Raw genomic sequence first — 20,696 nt, forward strand, 5'->3', positions numbered from 1 at the left:
TATAGGCTGTACTTATTGAAAGGCGTAGTTTTGCATAGTCAGATAAACTATCAGGACTATGTTTTCTTTCTCCCGTAAATCGATCGTCATCGCCGCCGCAATGTTGCTGGCGGCGGTTTCAGGCAGCGCCCAGGAACAGGGTAAATTTGATCCCAAACTGCTGAAGAGCGGCAACTATAAGCTGGCCTGCTATAAGGTGCAGGACGGCAACGAAACGCTGATCGGTACATTCGCCATCGGCGTCAATACTTCCGGGGACAAGTTCTCCCTGACCACCACCACCGCTTTTCATGGGATGGACCTGTGGAACGATACCGCGGTATCCAATCTGAATACCTTCCAGCCTATCTATCGCGCTTCTCATAACGATATGAGGGAGATGGTGCTGCACTTCGGAAATGATATTACCGGTTATCATATCGATAAGAAAACCGGTAAGAAGCGCCAGGTGAAAGAAGCGGGCGACCGGCCTTTTGTTGACAGTTACACCTACCCCTTCATCCTTTCGCTGCTGCCGCTAAAATCAGGCTACCAGACGGATTTTCCGGTATATGACTACAAGCCTTCGAACAAAAACAACGTGAAGACTGCCGTTGTGAAAGAAGTGAAAAACAATGTCTATAAGACCCTCCACTCCGGCAGTCGCGACGTATGGGAAGTTACGGTGGAGGAACCTTCCACCGGAGAAAAGTCCATATCCTATATTGACAAAAAGAGCCGCCGTCTCTGGCAGGTGGACATCTTTACCAGCGGGCTGCAGGTGAGAATGATAGATACGGAATCTGATGCCAACACCATCAAAGCGCCTTTCGATAAAGCAGCGACCCTGAAAATGATAACAGGTGGCAAAGCCATCATCTCCGGGCAGGCATTTGCCCGTGACCATGACCAGGGGCGCCAGCTATTGTCCAAAATACAGGTGATAAATATCCAGGCCAAGCAGGTGGCGCCTAAGGGCACCCAGGTGGTCCTCATTCCCTATAATGACTACTTTAAGGAATGGGTCAAGGTAAACGAATCGCAGCGGAAGAAAGGCCGGGAGGGTATCGCTCTTTCGGAAGAAGCTGCCGCGTGTATCAAAACCACTACCGTATACGATGATGCCGGTCACTTTGAATTTGTGAACCTGATGCCCGGCGAGTACCTGCTGTTCACGGAGTTCAGCTTTGTACATACCTATAGCCAGACCGAGGTGGTGGGCTACACAGATCACTATATCAACGGCATGTTCCAGTATTCGTCTGCCAATACTGTTAACAATAGTTATAGCACCGGCGCAGGGGCAAGCATTCAGAAAGTGGTGACCGTGAGCAAACCCGGCGAGAAAGTGGAGGTAAAACTGAAAAAGACGAAGCAGTAAAGGCTTTCAGTATGAAATCTACTGGTTTACCAGTAGGTATTCCAACGCCGAAAAGCCTACTTTTGTGTTGTCAGATAAACTATCAGGATTATGTTTTCTCCATTACGTAACTCAATATTCATCGCCGTAACGACATTATTTGCGGCTATTTCAGGGAGCGCTAACGCCCAGAGTAAGTTCGACGCCAATCTGCTAAAAAATGGCAAGTATACATTAGCTTGTTTTATGACCAATGAAGGCCGTGAACAGGCAATCGGTACTTTCACCTTCAATGTTAATACCACCGGCGATAAATTGTCGCTGACCGTTGTCACCGCGATCGCGGGACTGGAAGCGTGGAAGGATACCGCCGTGACCGACCTGAATACCTTCAAGCCGATCTATCTTGCTTCGCATAATACCATGAAAGACATGGTGGTGAACTTCGGCCCTAACATCACCGGCTATCACATCGACAAAAAAACAGGTCAGAAGAAAGTGATCAAAGAAGCCGGGGTCCCCTCTTTCGTGGACAGTTACACCTATCCTTTCCTGGTGTCAACGCTGCCGCTGACTTCCGGTTACAAGACAGACCTATCCGTGTTTGAATACAAGCCTACCAACACCGACAATATGAAAAAGATTGTGGTGGATGAAGTGAGGAACAATACCTACGTTAGTAAGTTCACCGGCAAACATGATGTATGGGAAGTATCCGCGGTAGAACCAGCCACCGGTGATAAAATGGTTTACCTCATCGATAAAAAGACCCGTCGCCTCTGGCAGCTGGAAGAGTGGGCCAACGGTCAGCATGTCCGGATGGTGGACATGGAGACAGACTTCAACTCCATTAAGGCGCCTTTCGATAAAGTAGCCACCCTGAAAATGGTGAAAGGTGGCGACGCCATCATCGCCGGACAGGTATTTGCCCGCGACTTTAACGATAATGGCACCATATGGGCCAAAATGCAGGTCATGAATATCCAGGCCAAGCAGGTTGCTCCTAAAGGTACCCAAGTGATCCTCATCCCCTACAACGACTACTTCAAGGAATGGATCAAGGTCAATGAATCCCAGCGGAAAAAAGGCCGGGAAGGTATTGCACTTTCCGACGAAGCCGCCGAATGCATCAAATCTACCACCGTATACGACGACGGCGGCCACTTTGAGTTTGTGAACCTGATGCCCGGAGAATACCTGCTGTACACAGAATTCAGTTATGTGCATTCTTACAGCCAGAACGAAGTAGTGGGATATACAGATCATTACATTAACGGCATGTTCCAGGGCACCAGTGCTAATACTGTCAGCAGGAACTATAACACCGGCGCCGGCGCCACCGTGAAGAAAGTGGTGACCGTGAGCAAGCCCGGTGAGAAAGTGGATGTGAAATTGAAGAAGACGAGAGCGTAAATACGTTTAATATATTGGAAGCCTTCAGCAGATGATGCTGGAGGCTTTTTTTATTCTGAGCAGACCGTCTTAGTGTTGTATATAGCATTAATCAGCTTTTCAATAGCCGTGTAAGTAAACGGTAAAGCTCAATGTCGTCATTTCGGTTAAATCAAAGCGCATTCCGGCTAAATCTAACATCATCTGGTTCCAGACCTTTGTATAAAAATGAGTCATTATGAAAGCAATCAGAATTTATGAGTTCGGCGAGCCGGAAGTGATGAAAATTGTAGAAGTCGAACGCCCCGTTCCGGCACCAGACGAAATCCTGGTCAAAGTTTACGCTGCCAGCGTTAACCCGGCCGATTACATCATACGAAGAGGTGGAAATGAAGGCCTGAAGCCTCTCCTGAAGCTGCCGATGGGATTAGGTATTGACGGAGCAGGAATTGTAGAGGCAATTGGAAGTGAGGTGACCAAATTCAAAATAGGTGACCGTGTATATGGGGTGCCTAACTATTTGGATGGCAGTTACACTGAATACCTGGCAGCTAAATCTGATCAATTTGCCCTTATGCCGCAGTCTGTCAGTTTTAACGAGGCCGGTTCGCTGCCGGCCTGCGCGCGTATGGCCTGGAGTGGAATGGTTGAGAAGGCTAAGATAAAGCCTGGTCAGCACGTACTGGTTCATGGCGCAGCCGGAGGGATCGGAAATCTTGCGTTACAGTTTGCTAAAGCTCATGGCGCTTATGTCATTGGGACTGCATCGGCCTATAATGCTGATTTTTTAAAACAGTTGGGCGCTGACGACGTGATTGACTACAACACACAAAAGTTTGAAGACATTGTGCGTGATATGGATGTGGTATTCAATGCCACTCCTACCACTACCGTCGATGAAGCATTGCGTCTCCGGTCTGTCAAAGTTCTAAGAGAAGGTGGTATCTTTGTATGTACTCATGGCGTGTGGCCTGGTGACGAGTTTAAGGAATTACTCGCCAGGAAAAATGCAACTGTATCGATGGCGGGTGTTGATATCAATCATTATCATTGCCTGACTGAAGTGGCTAAATTGATTGACGCAGGAAAAGTAAAACCTGTTATCAGCAGGATTTATCCGTGGGAGCAGGCCGCTGAAGCGCACCGTGATAGTGAAACAAAGCACGTTCGGGGCAAAATTGTACTTCAGGTCCGTAAAGAAGATTAAAGTCTATGATGCACTATAAAACGATCAGTCAATGGTTCGAGGCCTGGCAACTGCCAATGCCTGAGCATCCGCTTATCAGTGTTTTTAAGGTAGATATTGCCAAAATCATGTATAGCGGCGAATCCGTGAAAGCTTTTTGCGACTTCTATTGCATAGCGCTGAAGCGGGTGACAGGCGCCGAAAAAATAAAATTAAAGTATGGACAGCAACCTTATGACTTTAATGGTGGGATTATGTCTTTCGTATCTCCCGGCCAGGTGACGAGCCTTTCTGTCGACCAGGATACTGAAGTGAAGCAGTCAGGATGGTATGTAATTGTCCATCCTGATTTTCTGTGGAATACTGCCTTAGCGAACAACATTAAACGATATGAGTTCTGGGATTATACTGTAAACGAAGCCCTGTTCCTATCTGAAAAAGAGGAAGAGGTTATCATTAATATCATTGAAAATATACATCGGGAAACCCACGCTAACATTGACAAGTTCAGTAAACAGATCATCATATCACAATTGGAAAGCCTGCTGAACTATGCTGAACGGTTTTATAACCGCCAGTTTGTAACACGCGAAAAGGCCAATCATCATATACTTGATCGCCTGGAAAAAGTATTGGAAACCTATTTAAGTAGTGGTCAACCAGCCACTAAAGGTGTTCCTGCTGTCAACGATATTGCTGCCATGCTCAATATGTCCCCCAAATATTTAAGCAGCTTGTTACGCCTGCATACAGGGAAAAACACGCAGCATTACATCCACGAAAAGCTGATAGAAAGGGCTAAAGAAAGAATTTCCACCAGTGAGCTTTCTATAAGCGAGATCGCTTATGAGCTGGGGTTTGAACATTTGCAATCTTTTAGCCGGTTGTTTAAAGCGAAAACACAACTTTCTCCCCTCGAATTCAGGCGGTCATTCAAAAGTTAGCGATCACTTAACCCAGGAAAATTCCCGATGCTGTCGGATCACACCCAGCGCTCCACCATCGCCAACCCCACCACCGCCATCACGCCATAATCCTTAAACTCGCTCCGCATCACCTGCAGCGCTTTCCCCATGTGTTTTTCCACGGCCTTCACGGAGATGCCTAAACGTTCTGCTATTTCCTTATAGGACAATTCATCTCTCCTGCTCAGTAAAAATATCTCCCGGCTGCGTTCTGAAAGCCGGTCCAGCGCTTCGCCAAAACGTTTCTCCAGCAGCTGCAGGTCGTAGTTACAGGGACTTTCGGTGGATTCAGCAACGGTTAACTGCTGATGGTGCTGTTCATGAATAAGGGAGTTGCGCAGTTCGTTGAAGATGCGGTTCCGCAGCGCACTGTGCAGGTAGGCCCGCAGGTTGGTGATCTCGCTCAGGGACGAACGTTTGCGGTACAGGGTGAGGAACACTTCCTGCAGCAGGTCTTCCAGCAAATGCGGCACGGGCAGCTTTTTGAAAGCGGCCAGGTATAGTATACGGGCATGGCGGTCGTACAACGTTTTAAAGGCGCTGTTATCGTCGTGTGCCAGCAGGACTATCAGTTCGTGGTCGGATAAGGTGGAATACTCGATCATTCGGGGCAAAAGTTAAAAAAATTAAGGCGATGTTGATGCTATCTCCCTAAAAAAGACCAAAGAAGGGGGTAGGGTGGGTAAAAAGTTATGTGTCTTATAGAGGTATGCAACCAGATACCACCGATCGGCAGCTGCTGGAGCTGCTGGATAAATACCTGAAGGGGCACTGTACGGAACAGGAGCGGCAGCTGCTGGAGTCCTGGTACGAGGCCTATGAATCCCGGCTGGCGGATAACGGCCCGGCGGAGGTGCCGGCGCTGTACGACGGTATGGTGGCGCAGCTGCAGGCCGAAAAGGTATGGGCGGCGCCGGTTAAAAAGATACGTAGCTGGTGGAAAGCCGCGGCCGCAGTGCTGGTATTGGTCGCCGGGGCCACGCTGGCATGGGTGATATGGCCTTCCCGGATGCAGGAGGTGCGCACCCTGGCAGGGCATCACCGGCAGGTGACCCTCCCCGACGGCACGCAGGTATGGCTTAATGTCAGCAGCAGCCTGAAATACAGCGCCGGCATGAAAAACGCTCAGCGCGACGTATACCTGGAAGGCGAAGGCTATTTCGACGTGGCCACTAACGACCTCCACCCTTTTATCATCCATACGAAAGATATCACCGTGAAGGTGCTGGGCACCCGGTTCAACCTGAAAGCCTATAACGGCGAATCGCTGGAAACAGCCCTGCTGCAGGGTAAGGTGGCGGTAAGCCTGAACAGCCTGCCGGAAAAATCACTGCAGCTGGCGCCGCAACAGAAACTGACGTTGACCCGCAAAGCTGACGCGGAACAGGCCTCCGGGGAAGATTGGGGCGAGTTCATCGCGGAAGTGCAGCCCATCCAGCGGCAGGGCGAAACAGAAACCGGCTGGCAGAAAGACAAACTGGAATTCCACAATAAATCATTTTCCGAACTGGCGCGGATTATGGAAAGATGGTACGGCAAAACCATCCTGATAAAAGATGCATCGCTCAACAGCAACCGGTTCAACGGCACCTTCCGCCGGGAAGACGTGACCCGTGCGCTGAAAGCCCTGCAGCTGACCGCCGACTTTAACTATAAAATCAAGGGAGATATAGTAATCATATATAAATAATCAACCAAAAGAACAGAACAATGCCAATGTCCACATCTATTCCACAACCGGGCTAGCAGCGCCCCTATACATCAATAGAAAAGGGAAGTGCGGCTACACTCCCCTTTTTGCCGTCAAACATGGAATGAAACAACATTTTCCGTGCGGGAAGTCATGTGTTTCAAATTGTCTAACATTCAAATCAAATGTATGAAAAAAAAGCTGTGTCCACAACCAGCCATTCCCCGGTCTTTATTGAGAAAAACACTATTGTGTATGAAGCTTTGCCTGTTACTGATGACTGCTTTTGTCCTGCAATTGCGCGCGGCAGTGTATTCACAAACCCGTTTTTCCATCAACAGCAAACAGATGGAAATGCGCCGGCTGCTCGAATGGATCGAAACCAAAAGCAGCTACCGCTTTCTCTATAACTTTAAAACATTTCCCGCCACGGATAAAGTCGATGTGAACTTCGACAATGCCACGCTGCCGGCTATCCTCGACGGGGTACTGCAAAAATCCTATACCTACCGCATCCTGGAAGATAACCTCGTGGTCATCTCCCCCGCTGAAAAGCAACAGGATATCACCGTAAAAGGGAAAGTGGTGGGCAACAACGGCGTGGAGCTGATAGGCGTAAGCATACAACTGAAAGGTACCAGCCGCGGCACCGCCACCGACGAGCACGGTAACTTCTCCATCAATACCCCCGCCAACGGCGTGCTGATCATCTCCTATGTGGGATACGCCTCCCAGGAAGTACCTGTCAACGGGAAAACACAACTCAGCACCATCACCCTGAAAGCCTCCGACGCAGGCCTTAACGAAGTGGTGGTACTGGGCTACGGCCAGAAACAGATACGGCAAAGCGTTACCGGCGCTATCAGCAGTATTCAGACCAAGGAACTGAAACAAAGCCCGGTAGCCAACCTCACCAACGCACTGGCAGGACGTCTGCCCGGCCTTATCACGGCCCAGCGCTCCGGCCGTCCCGGCTCCGACTACTCCCAGCTGTTCATCCGCGGTATCAACACCACCGGCGCCACCAACCCGCTGATCGTGATCGACGGCCTCCCCCGTGGTAACGCCGACCTCGGCCAGCTGGACGCCAACGAAATAGAATCCGTGACCATCCTGAAAGACGCCTCCTCCACCGCCCTATACGGTATTCAGGGAGCAAACGGTATCGTGCTCGTGACCACCAAACGCGGACAGGACGGCCCTCCCAACATACAGATCAACGGCCAATACGCCCTGCAGCAACCGACCACCTTCCCCCGCTTCCTGGACTCTTACCGCTCCGGCCTCCTGCAAAACGAAGCAGCTAAAAATGACGGCATGCTGCCGGTATGGTCGGATCAGCAACTGGAATATTTCCGCACCGGCCTCAAACCTTATGACTATCCCAATACCGACTGGTACAACGAATTGATCAGGAACTTCTCCCCGCAGAAAACCCTGAATATGAATATCAGCGGCGGCTCCAAATACGTACGGTACTTCGTGTCCGGCTCTTACCTCCGCCAGGAACCCCTCTATAAACACGCCAATGAAAATATCTACGGCATCAAATACAAATACGACCGCTTCAACTTCCGCTCTAACGTGGACATCACCCTGGATAAAAACACCGACCTGCAGGTAGACCTGGCCTCCCGCCTCGAAAACCGCACCGGTCCCTCCTCCGACAGGGCCGATTTTGAATTCCTCTGGGTGGTACTGTCGCAAATGACCAACAACCTCACGCCGGTGAAGAATCCTGACGGCAGCATCGCCTCCGGCAATATGCGGGAAGATTTCTACAACCCTTACGGCCTGCTTACCCGCAACGGCTACCTGGACGCCTACTGGCACAGCACCAACGGTAGCGTAGCACTTACCCGCAAACTGGATTTCATCACGCCCGGCCTGAAAGTAAAAGGCCTCTTTACCTTCGAAAACTACGGCACCATCAACGTGGCGTTCGACCAGGAATTTGATTCCTATCGCTATAAAACGGTTCCCGGTACCGGCGGCGGCACCTACTCCCAACACCGCGCCGCTACCAGCCTGCAACGCTCCGGCGCCACCAGCGGCGAACGTTATTACTACTACGATGTGAAACTGATGTACGACCGCGATTTCGCTAAACATTCACTGGGCGGCCTGTTGCTGTTCAACCGCAACTACCGCTCCCAGTCCGGCGATCTGCCAAGGGTATACGAAGGCTACGTAGGCCGTTTAACCTACAACTACGATAAAAAATACTACCTCGAATTCAACGCCGGCTACAACGGCTCCGAGAACTTCCCTCCCGGCCGCCGTTATGGCTTCTTCCCCGCAGTGTCTGCGGCCTGGATGGTCAGCAATGAGCGCTTCATGCCCAAAGATGGCGCCCTCAGCTATCTGAAACTGCGATTCTCCCACGGCTATGTGGGCAACGACCTGGTGGGCAACGGCCGCTGGCTCTATATCTCCGACTTCGCGAAAACCGGTGGCTTTACCTTCGGCAGCGTAGCCTCCGGTGTAGGCGGCTATGTGGAAAACAGGATCGGTAATACCGCTATCACCTGGGAAAAAGCATCTAAAACAGACCTTGGTATAGAAACAGGGTTCCTCAAAGACAAGATAAAACTGAACATGGACGTGTTCCGCGAGCTGCGGAGCGACATCCTTACACAGGCCGGCTCCATACCTGCTTATCTCGGCATCACGGCGGCACTTAACCGCAACCTGGGCCGCGTGGTCAACAGAGGCGTGGAGGTAGAACTGAATATGAACACCAATATCCGGCAGGTAGGCGTTTTCGTGAAAGCCAACTACCAGTACGTAAAAAACAAAATACTGGAGATGGATGAGCCCAAGCTGGCTTACGCTCACCAGAGCCAGGTCGGTAATCCTATCGGCTATGGTCTGGGATATATCGCGGAAGGCCTTTTCCAGAGCAAAGACGAAATCGCTAAAAGCCCTAAACAGACCTTTGCTCCGCTGATACCGGGAGATATTAAATACAAAGACATCGATAACAACGGAATTATTAACGAAGCAGACCGTGTGATGCTGCCCATGCTGAACGTGCCCACCGGCTACTTTGGCGTTACGCTGGGAGTGGATTACAAGGGACTCGATGTCAGCGTACTGTTCCAGGGCGCTACCGGCGGCCGCCAGATGTACTCCGCACAGCTGGTGTACAACTACCGCGAAAGCTACCGCCCTATCCATGAAGGCCGCTGGACACCGGAGACGGCGGACAAAGCCACCTTCCCGGCCCTGCATCTTGTTGAAAGCAATATGTCCAACAACTTCATCAGCTCCTCCTACTGGATCAGGAAAACCGATTATATAAAGCTGAAAAACCTGGAGATCGGCTACCGGCTGCCACGCGAATGGGTGAAGAGAGTCAAGCTGAAAAGCGCGCGTATATACGTGAACGGTATGAACCTGGTAAGCTGGGACAATGTCAAAGACCTGGGCGTGGATCCCGAGGCCAATACGGCAGACCGCTGGGGATGGCAGCCCTACCCTATCATGCGCATATATAACGCCGGCATTACCATCAACCTTTAAACCACGATCATGAAACTAACAGTGAAAATTAGAACAGGTATACTGTCAGCGCTGATATTATGTGTCTGCGCGTGCAAGAAAAATTACCTCGACAGGAAACCCAGTGACCTGATCACGGAGGAAGAGGTGTTTAAAAATATTGAGAATGCGGAACGCTTTGTAAATACTACCTATCAAAGCCTGCCCGATATGTTTCAGCCCTGGGGATGGCCACTGAGCAGCGCCACGGATGAAACCAACCAGGCCATAGACAACTCCAGCGCTGACGCAGGAAGTTTTAACACGGGGTCCATGAGCCCGTCCAATTTCCCGCTTGCCGGGCAATGGACCGAGTACTATGGTAAAATACGCGCCTGTAACATCTTCCTGAAGAATTACGATAAAGTTCCCAACGATCCTACTTATCCCGACCGCCGCTCCCGGTTGAAGGGCGAAATACTGTTGCTGCGGGCTTTCTATTATTTTCAGCTGGTTATCCGCTGGGGAGACGTACCGCTGCTAAACCAGGTGGAAAACCCATTCGATAACCCGGATGGCATCTACTTTAAGCGTAACAGCATCGCGGATGTGCTGGGAGCGGTTATTAAAGATCTGGATGAAGCCACTACCCTGCTGCCGCCTACCTATGCGGAGCGTCCCAACAATTGGGGAAGAGCATCCAGGGTGATAGCGCTGTCGCTGAAAGGCCGTGCACTGCTGTATTTTGCCAGCCCGTTGTACAATCCTTCGAATGATCAGAACCGCTGGACGCAGGCGGCCAACGCCTGTAAGGCGGCGCTGGATTCAGCGCTCAGCAACGGTTATACACTGAATGATAACTACGGAGAGATTTTCACGCAGTACTTCAACAAAGAAGTGATCTGGAGCAGGCCCGCGCCCGGCGCATTCGGCGACGGCGGCATAGACCGGGAAATGAACCCCCGCGGCGCCAACGGCTATGGTAACGTGAACCCTATACAGGAGCTGGTAGATGATTACGAGATGGAAAGCACCGGGTTGCCGATCACCGATCCTGCTTCGGGCTATAACCCGCAACGGCCCTATGATGGCCGCGATAAACGCTTTTATGCAACTATCCTGTATCCGGGATGTATGTGGAAAGGCCGTCCGCTGAATCCTAACGGAGAAGACGTGCCCCGCCCCGGTCAGAACGCTACCGGCTACTGGCCCCGCAAGTATTTGCTGGAAGGGGTGAACCTGTTTGCAGGCACCGGCGCCACCGATCGTAAATGGGTGCTGATACGGACTGCTGAACTGTACCTCAACTATGCAGAAGCTCAAAATGAAGTGGCAGGTCCCGGTGCAGAGGTATATAATGCCCTCAATGCTGTCAGAGGTCGTGCTGGTATCCCCGCTGTCAACAGCGGCACGAAAGAATCCCTGCGGGCACGCATCCGGCATGAAAGAAGGATAGAGCTGGCGCTGGAAGCGCACCGCTTCTGGGACGTACGCCGCTGGAAAATTGCGGAAGTTACGGACAACCGTGAAATACATGGCGTGACCGTTTCCGGCAGCGGAAATGTGACCTACAGCTACCCCGTAGTGGAAAAACGTGTTTTCGATGCTAAACGCGCTTACTGGTTGCCCGTTCCCCAGGCGGAAATGGACAAAGTGAGCGGCCGTAATCCGGAGTTTGTTCAGAACCCAGGCTGGTGATAAAGGCTTCATCCCAAAAACTAAGACAACATGAAACACATCCGATATTATCTGTTGCTGCTGCTGGGCGTACTGGTATTCAGCAGCTGCAAAAAAGACAAAGCATTTCAACACGATGCCTCGTCGCCGATTGTCATCGATAAATTCACGCCCGCTTCCGGCGGCGCCGGCACAGAAGTGCTCATCTATGGCAATAATTTCAGCCTGGACACCAGTCGTGTAACCGTTACCGTTAACGGTGTAAAAGCATATGTGGAAGGCGTGGTGGAAGACCGTATCCTGGTCGTTATCCCCCGCAAGGCCGGTACCGGTAAGATAGTGGTTACTATCGACGGAAATGCAGGGACCAGCAAAGAGAATTTTAACTACCAGACGTCCTACGTAGTGAGCACCCTCGCGGGCAACGGTTCCGCGGGATATGCCGACGGTAAAGGCACTGCTGCCGCTTTTAACTTCGGTAACCGCTGCGGCCTCGATATCGATGCCGATGGTAACCTGTATGTAGCGGAAGCGGAAAACCGCCGTATCCGTAAAATAGCGCCTGACGGGACTGTTACCACCCTCGCCGGCAGCGGGAAAAACGAATACGCGGAAGGCAAAGGCACCGCTGCTTCTTTCTTTCTGCCCATGGACGTGGTAGTGGACAAAGAGGGTAACATTTTCACCTCTGACCCTGCCGCCTGGACACTCCGCAAAATAACGCCCGACGGCACCACCTCCCTCGTGGGCTGGTTTGAAGCCTGGGGCATCGGTATCGATAAGAGAGACGGCACCATCTATTACACCGACGCCCGGAGCAATGGCAGCGTCTTTAAAGTAAAGCCGGATGGCACCGCCGATCAGATCATCACCGGGCTCTCCTATCCTTCCGATGTAGCGGTAGACAGCAAGGGAAACCTCTTCGTGGTGGTGAACGGTAATTCCGTTATCCAGGAATATAAATACGGCACCTGGGAAAAAGGCGTGACCATCGGCCAATCCGGCGTGACCGGCCTGGTAAACGGCGCGGCCACTGACGCTAAATTCGAATATCCCTGGATGATAGCTACCGACGCGCATGACAACCTTTATATAGCCGGCAACGGTACCTGGGACGGGTCTTCCGTTAATACCAACCAGTGTGTCCGCTTCGTAGCCGCCGGCACCTGGCAGGTGAGCACCTACACCGGTGGCAGCACTGCCGGCTTTGCAGACGGCACCGGCGCAGCTGCCTTGTTCTACGCCCCCACCGGCGTAACTGTAGGAAAAGATGGTACCGTCTACGTAGTAGACAGAAGAAATAACCGCGTCAGAAAAGTAATCGCAGAATAATGAGACAAAGACTTTTAAAATGGATGCTATTATGGGGAGGCATGGCTATCGCCCTGCAGCTCCATGCGCAGGACAATCGCTCCTTTAAATGGAATGAACTGCCCATAAGAGGGCTGATGCTGAGTGTGCCGAACAAACAGGACATACCCATGTTGTGCGATTTTATCAGGAAGGCACTGCCGAAAGAAGGGGTGAATACCCTGGCCCTCCGGATTGAATTCTGGTATCAGTACGAATCACATCCCGAATTGGCAGAGCCTAACGCCATCAGCAAAGAAGGCTTGCAGCAGATTGTACAGGCCTGCCGCGACGCAAAAATCCGCTTCATTCCCATGATGAACCTGCTTGCTCACCAGAGCGAGCAAACGGAGATCGGTCCTCTGCTGAAACACTACCCGCAGTTTGATGAATCACCGGATTACAATCCGCCGGTGCCCTGGAAAAACGGGGGCATGTTTGATTTCTACAGCAAATGCCTCTGCCCGGCGCATCCGGATCTGCCAAAGGTCCTGTTCCCTGTTATGGATGAACTGATTGACGTATGCGGCGCTGATGCCCTGCATGTGGGACTGGACGAAGCCTGGATCATCGGGTATGATAAGTGCCCCCGTTGCGGTGGCCGTGATAAATCTGAAATACTGGCGGAATACATTCGCCTGCTGCACGCCCACTTAAAACAAAAGGGTTGCGAAATGTGGATGTGGAGCGACCGCCTGATAGATGGCAAAACCACCAATCTGCTGGCGTGGCAGGCAAGTATGAATGATACGCACCGCGCTATTGACCACATCCCGAAAGATATCGTGATCACTGACTGGAAATATGAAAGCGCTCCCCCTACGCCGGCATATTTTGCGTTGAAAGGATTTAATGTACTGGCCAGCGCCTGTGCCAAAACGGATGTTGCGCTGGCGCAGCTGGACCAGATACTGGCTGCCCGCAAAGACGGTACCCGTGCAGATTTCGCCTTGCCCGTGGCTGAGCGGATGAAAGGTGTTTTCGAAACGATGTGGGTTAATACCGCGGAATTTATCAATGCTTATTACGGCAAGGGCGAATTCAGGCCCGGCACAAAAGATAATGCGGACACTTTTAAAGCGTTGTTTAAAAGTATCCGGGAAGCCGCCAAACGTTAACCATAACCGTGGAATTCTCAAAGTACGGGGCGCTCTTTTCCAGGGGCGCCCCGCTTGTATTAAGAAGTGAAGGCTTGCACCAGTACCATGGTGCAGTTGCGGACGGATTTTAGCCGGATGGCTTTAAGTGGCTGATATTCCGGGTCCTCGTAACATTGAAGCGCCGCTTCGGATGAAGGAAACCGGATAATGGCGTTCATCATGCGGGGGCTGCCTTCCACGGCCACGCCCGCAAGGTCGGAGGCCACTACCGAAGCGCCGTATTTCTCCAGCAGTGTCATTACCGCCGGAGGGTATTGACTGAATAGCTCCATGTCCACAATGTCGTAACTGTTAATATAATAGGCTGCTGCCATGTGCATAAAAATTTAGTAGGTGTATTCCGGTGGTGTGATGCCTTTGCAGCGCAGATAAGTGGTTGCCTGGCCACGATGGTGCGTAATATGGTCCAGCGTAGCATAAAAACCATGGATCACCTTTTCATCCGTGTTCGCTTTCTCTATGCTCTTTTGCAGGGCATCAAAACTTTTGGACAGGTACGCCTGGGTGGCGGCGGCTGTTTTAGTGGCAGCAGGCGGGTTCCAGTCGGCCGGCTGCTGCAGGATAAAGTTTTCGTTCCACCAATGGATGCCGTAGCCGATATGATGCATCAGGTCATTGAAGCTCCAGATGGCGGTATCCGGTTTAAACGCATAGCTGTCTGCCGGCATGGCGGCAGCTACGCTCAGCGTGTACTGACGGGCGTTCTCCAGCGTGCTTAATAATTGTGTTTTCATAAACATAACGAGTTGTTTGATGACACAAAACTATCTCACCCTGCAAGGGCAGGTTTAAGAAAAATTGCTGTTTTTTATCGCCGGGTATAAGAAGGGGATGATCCGAATTGTTTTTTATAGGCAGCCGAGAAATGTTCGAGGCTGTTGAAGCCGGTATCAAAGGCGATATGCGTTACCGGCTGGCTGCTGTGCCGCAGTTGCAGATGCGCTTCTTTCAGTCTCACCTGCAGCAGGTAGTTGTAGGGCGTGATGCCCGTCATCTGTTTGAACAGCCGGTTAAAATGGAAAGGGCTGAGATGTCCTGCCGCGGCTAATTGGGGAAGAGAGATGTCTTCCGAAAAATTATTGCTGATAAATGTTTTTATAGCGGCTATCAGGGGAAGATGATGGCGTTTTTGTCTTTCTGTCAGCGGAGGGATGTTTTTATTTTGCCCGCGCGAGAGCACCAGCGAGAACAGCTCGAGCATCATCTGCTCAATCCACAGGCGGGGAAAATGTGGTTTCTGCAGTAGATAAAAGATACGGTGGTGGAGGTATTCCATTTCCGGTGTGGCCTTTATCAGTACTGCATGAAGGTCCGGGTTTTTCAGAAACCAGGAAAGCTCCCTGCCTTGTTCTTCCAGTTGTTCCGCATGAACGGCAGGGAAAGAAAATATTGTGCACTGGTCCGGCATTTCATGCACATGCCCTACCCGGTGTTCGTATCCGGGTTTGCATACCAGGAACAAGCCGTTGAACGCATCGAGGTCATTCCGGAATACTTTGAAGGTAAAATTACCCTGCCGGATAAAGGCGATGGAAAAAGTTTCCTGGTGCTCCCAGGCTGACAGCTTGCACTGCTGGCATTGGCACAGGAAATTGTGCACATTGCCAACAGTTGACTGATACATATTTTGTACGATAGCTTCCATATGGTTGTCTGTAGCCTGCTTTTGCAAAGGTAAACAATTGGCGTTCCCTTTACGGCAGACTTTGGTTGGTGAATAATTAAAGCGCGTGAATGTTAAAAAGGAATCTCTTCGAGCGGAATCGTCACTTCGCTGAGAAACCAGGCATCTTCTCTTTCCTCCGGTTCTTCCAGCCACAGCGGATATTTTTCCGGCGTGGAAAAGTGCCGCTGTAACAGCCGGGTAAGATGTTCGGAGGCCATATGCGCTTCCTTCAGGATAGCCTCCTCTTCGGCCGGGCTGAGGAACGATTTCCGGCCTCTTTTGCCGGCCGCAGGGTGATGACATCTCATTTTGCGATAGAACGTAGGTTCGCTCCAGTTACAGGCGGTGCATACCATCTGCCGGAACCTTCCGCAAAAAATGTTGAAAACAGCGTAAACATCTCTGAGCAAGTTTGGATCTGAAGTCATTTGGTTTTTGTTGTGGGTGAGGGAAAGAAGAAGCGGCACACCGGAAACAACGATCACATGATGCTGACAGCAAGATAGTTCATCAATACGCAAAGGATTTGCGTGCTCTTACGCTCCTTCAAAAAAGCAGCAGGAGGAATCCTGACAATATAAAATATATAAGCCTTCTGACAGTAAAAATACAGCAGTGGCCCGTGAAAAATTTTTTTTTTGACGTAGTACTTTTTTTAGATTGCACCGACTCCCCCATCGTGCTGTATTTTACGTGAAACCCTTATCAGGAGATCTGAAAACCTTATATACGATAGCCTAGCATATAACCCGAACGCACATGTAATTCCCTTTTAGTTGAGCACTAGTTTTTAATAACCATTATCTTAACAAACAATCACTATGACACCAAAATCTACCAATGGAGGCGCAGCGCTTCGCTGTATCGCATTCGTCTGTTGGCTGTTACTGTCGCTGTCGCCCGGGACCCTTGCCCAGGTGAGCCCTACTGTTCCGGCCACCACGCAGCAACACAACAAGCAGGTGATCGGTTACATCACCCAATGGGACGCCTGGAAAAATGTGGCAGGCACCGTTCCGTTAGGCGGCTACAATCACCTGAACGTGGACTATTCACAGTACACCATTCTGAACTTTTCGTTCTTTGGCGTAGCCAATGACGGATCGCTGCACAGCGGCGACTACCGCAACAAGAACATTTACCAGGCAGGCGCCGTACAGGCCCCCGCTCCCATGGTCAATGAAGACATCTACAGCAGCTGGGACATGTATCTCCTGTACGGAGAACTGGAAGTGCTGTATTACATCCCTGACAACAGTTATGCCTATTCCCTCGGATACCGTAACGGCGGCAGCGGATGGACCAACGTGAACACCGGTAAAACAGGCAGCTTCCCGCTCTCTGTGCCCAAACAGGGCGGCGCTCCCGGCGTGATCGATCTGGCCCACCAGAAAGGTGTAAAAGTCCTGGCTTCCATCGGCGGCTGGAGCATGTGTAAACACTATCCCGAAGTAGCGGCAGACGCTACCAAAAGAGCCAAATTCGTGGCCGGCTGCCAGCAGCTGATCGCCATGGGCTTCGATGGGATCGACTTCGACTGGGAATACCCCAATGATGCGGGTATGAACATTGAACACTACAGTGCCGCGGACTATACCAACTTCGCGATACTGCTGGAAGCCGTGAGAGCTGCCATCGGTCCCAATAAACTGATGACCAGCTGTTTCTCCCCTGCCCTCAACAAACTGCAGGGCTTTGACTGGCCACGCCTGAACAATGTCCTGAACTACTTCAACATGATGACGTATGACTACAACGGCGGCTGGTCCAACAAAGCCGGCCACAACTCCCCGCTGTACGAATACCCCGGCCAGGAATATGCCGGCTTCTCGCTCGACGCCACCACCAAAGGGCTGCGCGCACTGGGAGTCAACATGAGCAAAGTCAATCTCGGCGCACCTTTCTACGGCCGTGGCGTTATTACCAACGGCACCGCTGATCTGCATACGCCTACCGTGAAACGCGCCGAAACCGTGCAGCCTGACGGCCCTATTCAGACCTGCGCAGACTATACCAACTGGACAAAGGACGTATGGGACGGCACGCCCAACTACAGCTATATACTTAATACCACGGGCTCCGGGTCCGGCTGGACCGACCACTGGGACGACGTTGCCAAAGTGCCTTATAAAACAAAAGGTAATTTCTTCCTGAGCTATGACAACGAACGTTCCGTTGCCGCCAAAGCCCAGTACATCAAAGATAACAGCCTGGCAGGCGTGATCATCTGGCAGGTATACGCTGACATGGTGAACATGACCAGCAGCACCGTGCCCAAAGGTAAACTCATCTATTGCCCCAATACCCGGTCGCCACTGGTGAATAAAATCAATGAAGTATTCGCATCCGGCGGCAGCGGCACCAATGTGCCCCCTGTGGTCCGCATCACCGCCCCCGCCAACAATGCTACCTTCACCGCCCCCGCCAATATCACTTTGCAGGCTGCCGCCAGCGATACCGACGGCACCGTGATCAGGGTGGACTTCTACAATGGCGCCACCCTGCTGGGCTCAGACAGCACTGCTCCTTACAGCTATGCATGGAACGGCACACCGGCAGGCAACTACGCCGTAAAAGCCATCGCAACGGACAATAAGGGCGCTTCCACCACATCCTCTGTGGTGAACCTGGTGGTAAACACTTCCGGGACCGGTCAGCCCGATTCCGGTAAAGTAATTGTCGGCTACTGGCAGAACTGGGGATCGCCTTCGGATGCATCTCCGTATATCCCTCTCCGTAATGTCAACCCAAAATACAACGTCATTGAAGTAGCTTTCGCGGTCAGCGGATCCGACCTGGCCACTATTTCCTTTGTGCCCGAAAACGTAACGCCGGCGGAGTTCCTGGCAGACGTACAATACCTGCAGTCACAGGGTAAAAAAGTACTCCTGTCGCTCGGTGGTGAAACCGGTTCCCTGAACCTTTCCACCACGGCGAAAAAACAAGCTTTCGTTACGTCCATGAAAGCACTGATGGACCAATACAATTTTGACGGCTTTGACCTGGACATAGAAGGTGGTAACAACCTGCAGCTGGACAACGGCGATAAGGATTTCACTAACCCCACCACGCCCAAAGTACAAAACCTGATAGCCGGCGTGAAAGAGATCATAGCCTACCGCAAAGGCCAGGGCAAAAACTGCTGGCTCACCATGGCGCCGGAAACGTACTATGTACAAACGGCCTATGGCTCTACTTACTCTCCGCTGGTAGGCGCTTACCTGCCTGTTATCTACGGCTTGCGTAACGAGCTGACTTTCATCCAGACCCAATATTATAATACCGGTTCTGTCATGGGCCTCGATAACGGCGTGTACAACCAGGGGACGCCTGACTTTATCGTAGCGTTGACCGAAATGCTGCTGAGAGGATTCCCGGTAGCCGGCACCACGCAGACTTTCCCGGCACTGCGCCAGGACCAGGTTGCCTTTGGTATTCCGGCTTCTGCCCGCGCTGCCGGCGGTGGTTATATCGCACCTGCCAACGTGAAAAAAGCACTGGACTATGTGATGAAAGGACAGTCCTTCGGCGGTACCTACCAGCTGCGCAACGCTGCAGGATACCCCGGCCTGCGTGGTATCATGACATGGTCTGTGAACTGGGATAAAGCCAATGGCGACGAATTTGCCAACAACTATTACGAATATTTCTTCGGTTCTTCGCCGGTCAACAAACCACCGGTGGTGAACATCACTTCTCCTGCCAACAATGCGAACTTCACCGCTCCGGCTTCCGTGAATATTCAGGCGGCGGCTTCCGACAGCGACGGCGTGGTGACCCGCGTAGCGTTCTACCAGGGCAGCACCCTGCTGGGGGTAGACAGCGTGGCGCCATATACCTGGGCCTGGAGCAATGTGGCAGCGGGAAACTACAGCCTTACCGCCAGAGCTACCGACAACAAAGGCGCTACCACCACTTCTGCTGTGGTGAACATCAGCGTAACAACAGGAGGCAACAAACCTCCGGTAGTGAATATCACTTCTCCGGCCAACAACGCCACCTTCACTGCTCCGGCTACCGTGAACATACAGGCGGCAGCTTCCGATAGTGACGGTGTCATTAAACGCGTGGTTTTCTACCAGGGCAGTACCCAACTGGGCGTAGACAGTGTAGCGCCATACACCTGGACCTGGAGCAACGTGGCAGCAGGCACTTACAGCCTCACCGCGAGAGCTACCGACAACGGCGGCGCCACTACCACATCTGCAGCTGTGAGCATTACCGTGAGCGGCGGCGACAACTGTAACGGTATCCCGGCGTGGTCGCCCACTACTGCTTACAACGGCGGAGCACAGGTATCATATAACGGTAAGGTATATTCTGCAAAATGGTGGACACAGGGCGAACAGCCTGATATCAGCATGGGCGACGGTAAACCGTGGAAGTATGTCCGCGATTGTACAGGAGCCGCTATGGCTGCTTCCCAGCCTCAACAGCTGATCGCTTACCCCAACCCGGTAGTGGGACCCGATCTGCAGATACAGGTAGACGCCCCGGCCGGCGATAAGCTGCTGGTGGAAGTACTGGACCTGAAAGGCAGCGCACCGGTATTGCAACAGATACATACCGCCAACGCCAAAGGCACCCTGCCTTTACGCGTAGATATGTCTAAAGTGCCGAATGGTACCTGGATCATCCGGGTGACCAGCCAGCAAAGCAGAAAAATCTGGCGTAGCAAGGTTGTGAAATTATAATCACATAATTGCTCGCAGGCTCGCAGGGTTCTCGCAAAGTCGCAGAGCAGCAAAGAGCGCAAAGATTTTTAAGATTAAATAAGAAAAGCAAAGG

Annotated in this window: 15 protein-coding genes; 10 read left to right on the forward strand and 5 right to left on the reverse strand. The window is 51.7% G+C overall.

Annotated features, from left to right (window positions below; all coding sequences use genetic code 11):
• The first annotated feature begins 58 nt into the window (after positions 1–58).
• The 4 genes from HF324_RS01195 to HF324_RS01210 all read left to right on the forward strand — a co-directional run bounded on the left by HF324_RS01195 (position 59) and on the right by HF324_RS01210 (position 4,861).
• A complete protein-coding gene (locus HF324_RS01195) occupies positions 59–1,360 on the forward strand; it encodes a DUF3108 domain-containing protein (RefSeq protein WP_168861777.1) in 1,302 nt (433 codons plus the stop codon).
• A 90-nt stretch (positions 1,361–1,450) separates the two neighbouring features.
• Positions 1,451–2,752: a DUF3108 domain-containing protein gene (locus HF324_RS01200; protein ID WP_168808673.1), complete on the forward strand. Its 1,302-nt coding sequence runs from the start codon at positions 1,451–1,453 to the stop codon at positions 2,750–2,752.
• Between the two features lie 217 nt (positions 2,753–2,969).
• The gene (locus HF324_RS01205) at positions 2,970–3,938 is read left to right on the forward strand and encodes an NADP-dependent oxidoreductase (protein WP_168808675.1); all 969 of its coding nucleotides are present in this window, start codon (positions 2,970–2,972) and stop codon (positions 3,936–3,938) included.
• A 5-nt stretch (positions 3,939–3,943) separates the two neighbouring features.
• Positions 3,944–4,861: a helix-turn-helix domain-containing protein gene (locus HF324_RS01210; RefSeq protein ID WP_168808677.1), complete on the forward strand. Its 918-nt coding sequence runs from the start codon at positions 3,944–3,946 to the stop codon at positions 4,859–4,861.
• Positions 4,862–4,899: 38 nt separating this feature from the next.
• Here HF324_RS01210 and HF324_RS01215 read toward each other — a convergent pair whose 3' ends face one another.
• Positions 4,900–5,487: a sigma-70 family RNA polymerase sigma factor gene (locus tag HF324_RS01215; protein ID WP_168808679.1), complete on the reverse strand. Its 588-nt coding sequence runs from the start codon at positions 5,485–5,487 to the stop codon at positions 4,900–4,902.
• Between the two features lie 104 nt (positions 5,488–5,591).
• On the opposite strand from HF324_RS01215, the gene HF324_RS01220 reads away from it, so the two are divergent.
• From HF324_RS01220 to HF324_RS01240, 5 genes are all read left to right on the forward strand, one after another.
• Positions 5,592–6,572, forward strand: a complete 981-nt coding sequence (locus HF324_RS01220; RefSeq protein WP_168861778.1) for a FecR family protein — start codon at positions 5,592–5,594, stop codon at positions 6,570–6,572.
• A gap of 189 nt (positions 6,573–6,761) precedes the next feature.
• On the forward strand, positions 6,762–10,097 hold the full coding sequence (locus HF324_RS01225; RefSeq protein WP_168861779.1) for a SusC/RagA family TonB-linked outer membrane protein: 3,336 nt from the start codon (positions 6,762–6,764) through the stop codon (positions 10,095–10,097).
• Between the two features lie 9 nt (positions 10,098–10,106).
• Complete coding sequence (locus tag HF324_RS01230) at positions 10,107–11,753, forward strand: RagB/SusD family nutrient uptake outer membrane protein (RefSeq protein WP_168808685.1); 1,647 nt, start codon at positions 10,107–10,109, stop codon at positions 11,751–11,753.
• A gap of 30 nt (positions 11,754–11,783) precedes the next feature.
• Positions 11,784–13,064, forward strand: coding sequence for an NHL domain-containing protein (locus HF324_RS01235; RefSeq protein ID WP_168862458.1), 1,281 nt, complete (start codon positions 11,784–11,786; stop codon positions 13,062–13,064).
• Complete coding sequence (locus tag HF324_RS01240; RefSeq protein ID WP_168861780.1) at positions 13,064–14,200, forward strand: family 20 glycosylhydrolase; 1,137 nt, start codon at positions 13,064–13,066, stop codon at positions 14,198–14,200. The genes HF324_RS01235 and HF324_RS01240 overlap by 1 nt, the downstream gene beginning before the upstream one ends.
• A 59-nt stretch (positions 14,201–14,259) precedes the next feature.
• Here the strand turns inward: HF324_RS01240 and HF324_RS01245 are convergent, their stop codons facing one another.
• The 4 genes from HF324_RS01245 to HF324_RS01260 all read right to left on the reverse strand — a co-directional run bounded on the left by HF324_RS01245 (position 14,260) and on the right by HF324_RS01260 (position 16,216).
• A complete protein-coding gene (locus HF324_RS01245) occupies positions 14,260–14,556 on the reverse strand; it encodes a DUF1330 domain-containing protein (protein WP_168861781.1) in 297 nt (98 codons plus the stop codon).
• Positions 14,557–14,568: 12 nt separating this feature from the next.
• Positions 14,569–14,976, reverse strand: coding sequence for a DinB family protein (locus tag HF324_RS01250; protein ID WP_168861782.1), 408 nt, complete (start codon positions 14,974–14,976; stop codon positions 14,569–14,571).
• A gap of 74 nt (positions 14,977–15,050) precedes the next feature.
• Positions 15,051–15,914 (reverse strand): AraC family transcriptional regulator, encoded by an 864-nt coding sequence (locus HF324_RS01255; protein ID WP_168861783.1) that lies wholly within the window; start codon positions 15,912–15,914, stop codon positions 15,051–15,053.
• 65 nt (positions 15,915–15,979) lie between these two features.
• Positions 15,980–16,216, reverse strand: a complete 237-nt coding sequence (locus tag HF324_RS01260; RefSeq protein WP_220101264.1) for a hypothetical protein — start codon at positions 16,214–16,216, stop codon at positions 15,980–15,982.
• A 513-nt stretch (positions 16,217–16,729) separates the two neighbouring features.
• On the opposite strand from HF324_RS01260, the gene HF324_RS01265 reads away from it, so the two are divergent.
• Positions 16,730–20,602, forward strand: a complete 3,873-nt coding sequence (locus HF324_RS01265; protein WP_168808697.1) for a glycosyl hydrolase family 18 protein — start codon at positions 16,730–16,732, stop codon at positions 20,600–20,602.
• Positions 20,603–20,696 lie beyond the last annotated feature (94 nt).

Source organism: Chitinophaga oryzae (assembly GCF_012516375.2).
Taxonomy (GTDB): domain Bacteria; phylum Bacteroidota; class Bacteroidia; order Chitinophagales; family Chitinophagaceae; genus Chitinophaga; species Chitinophaga oryzae.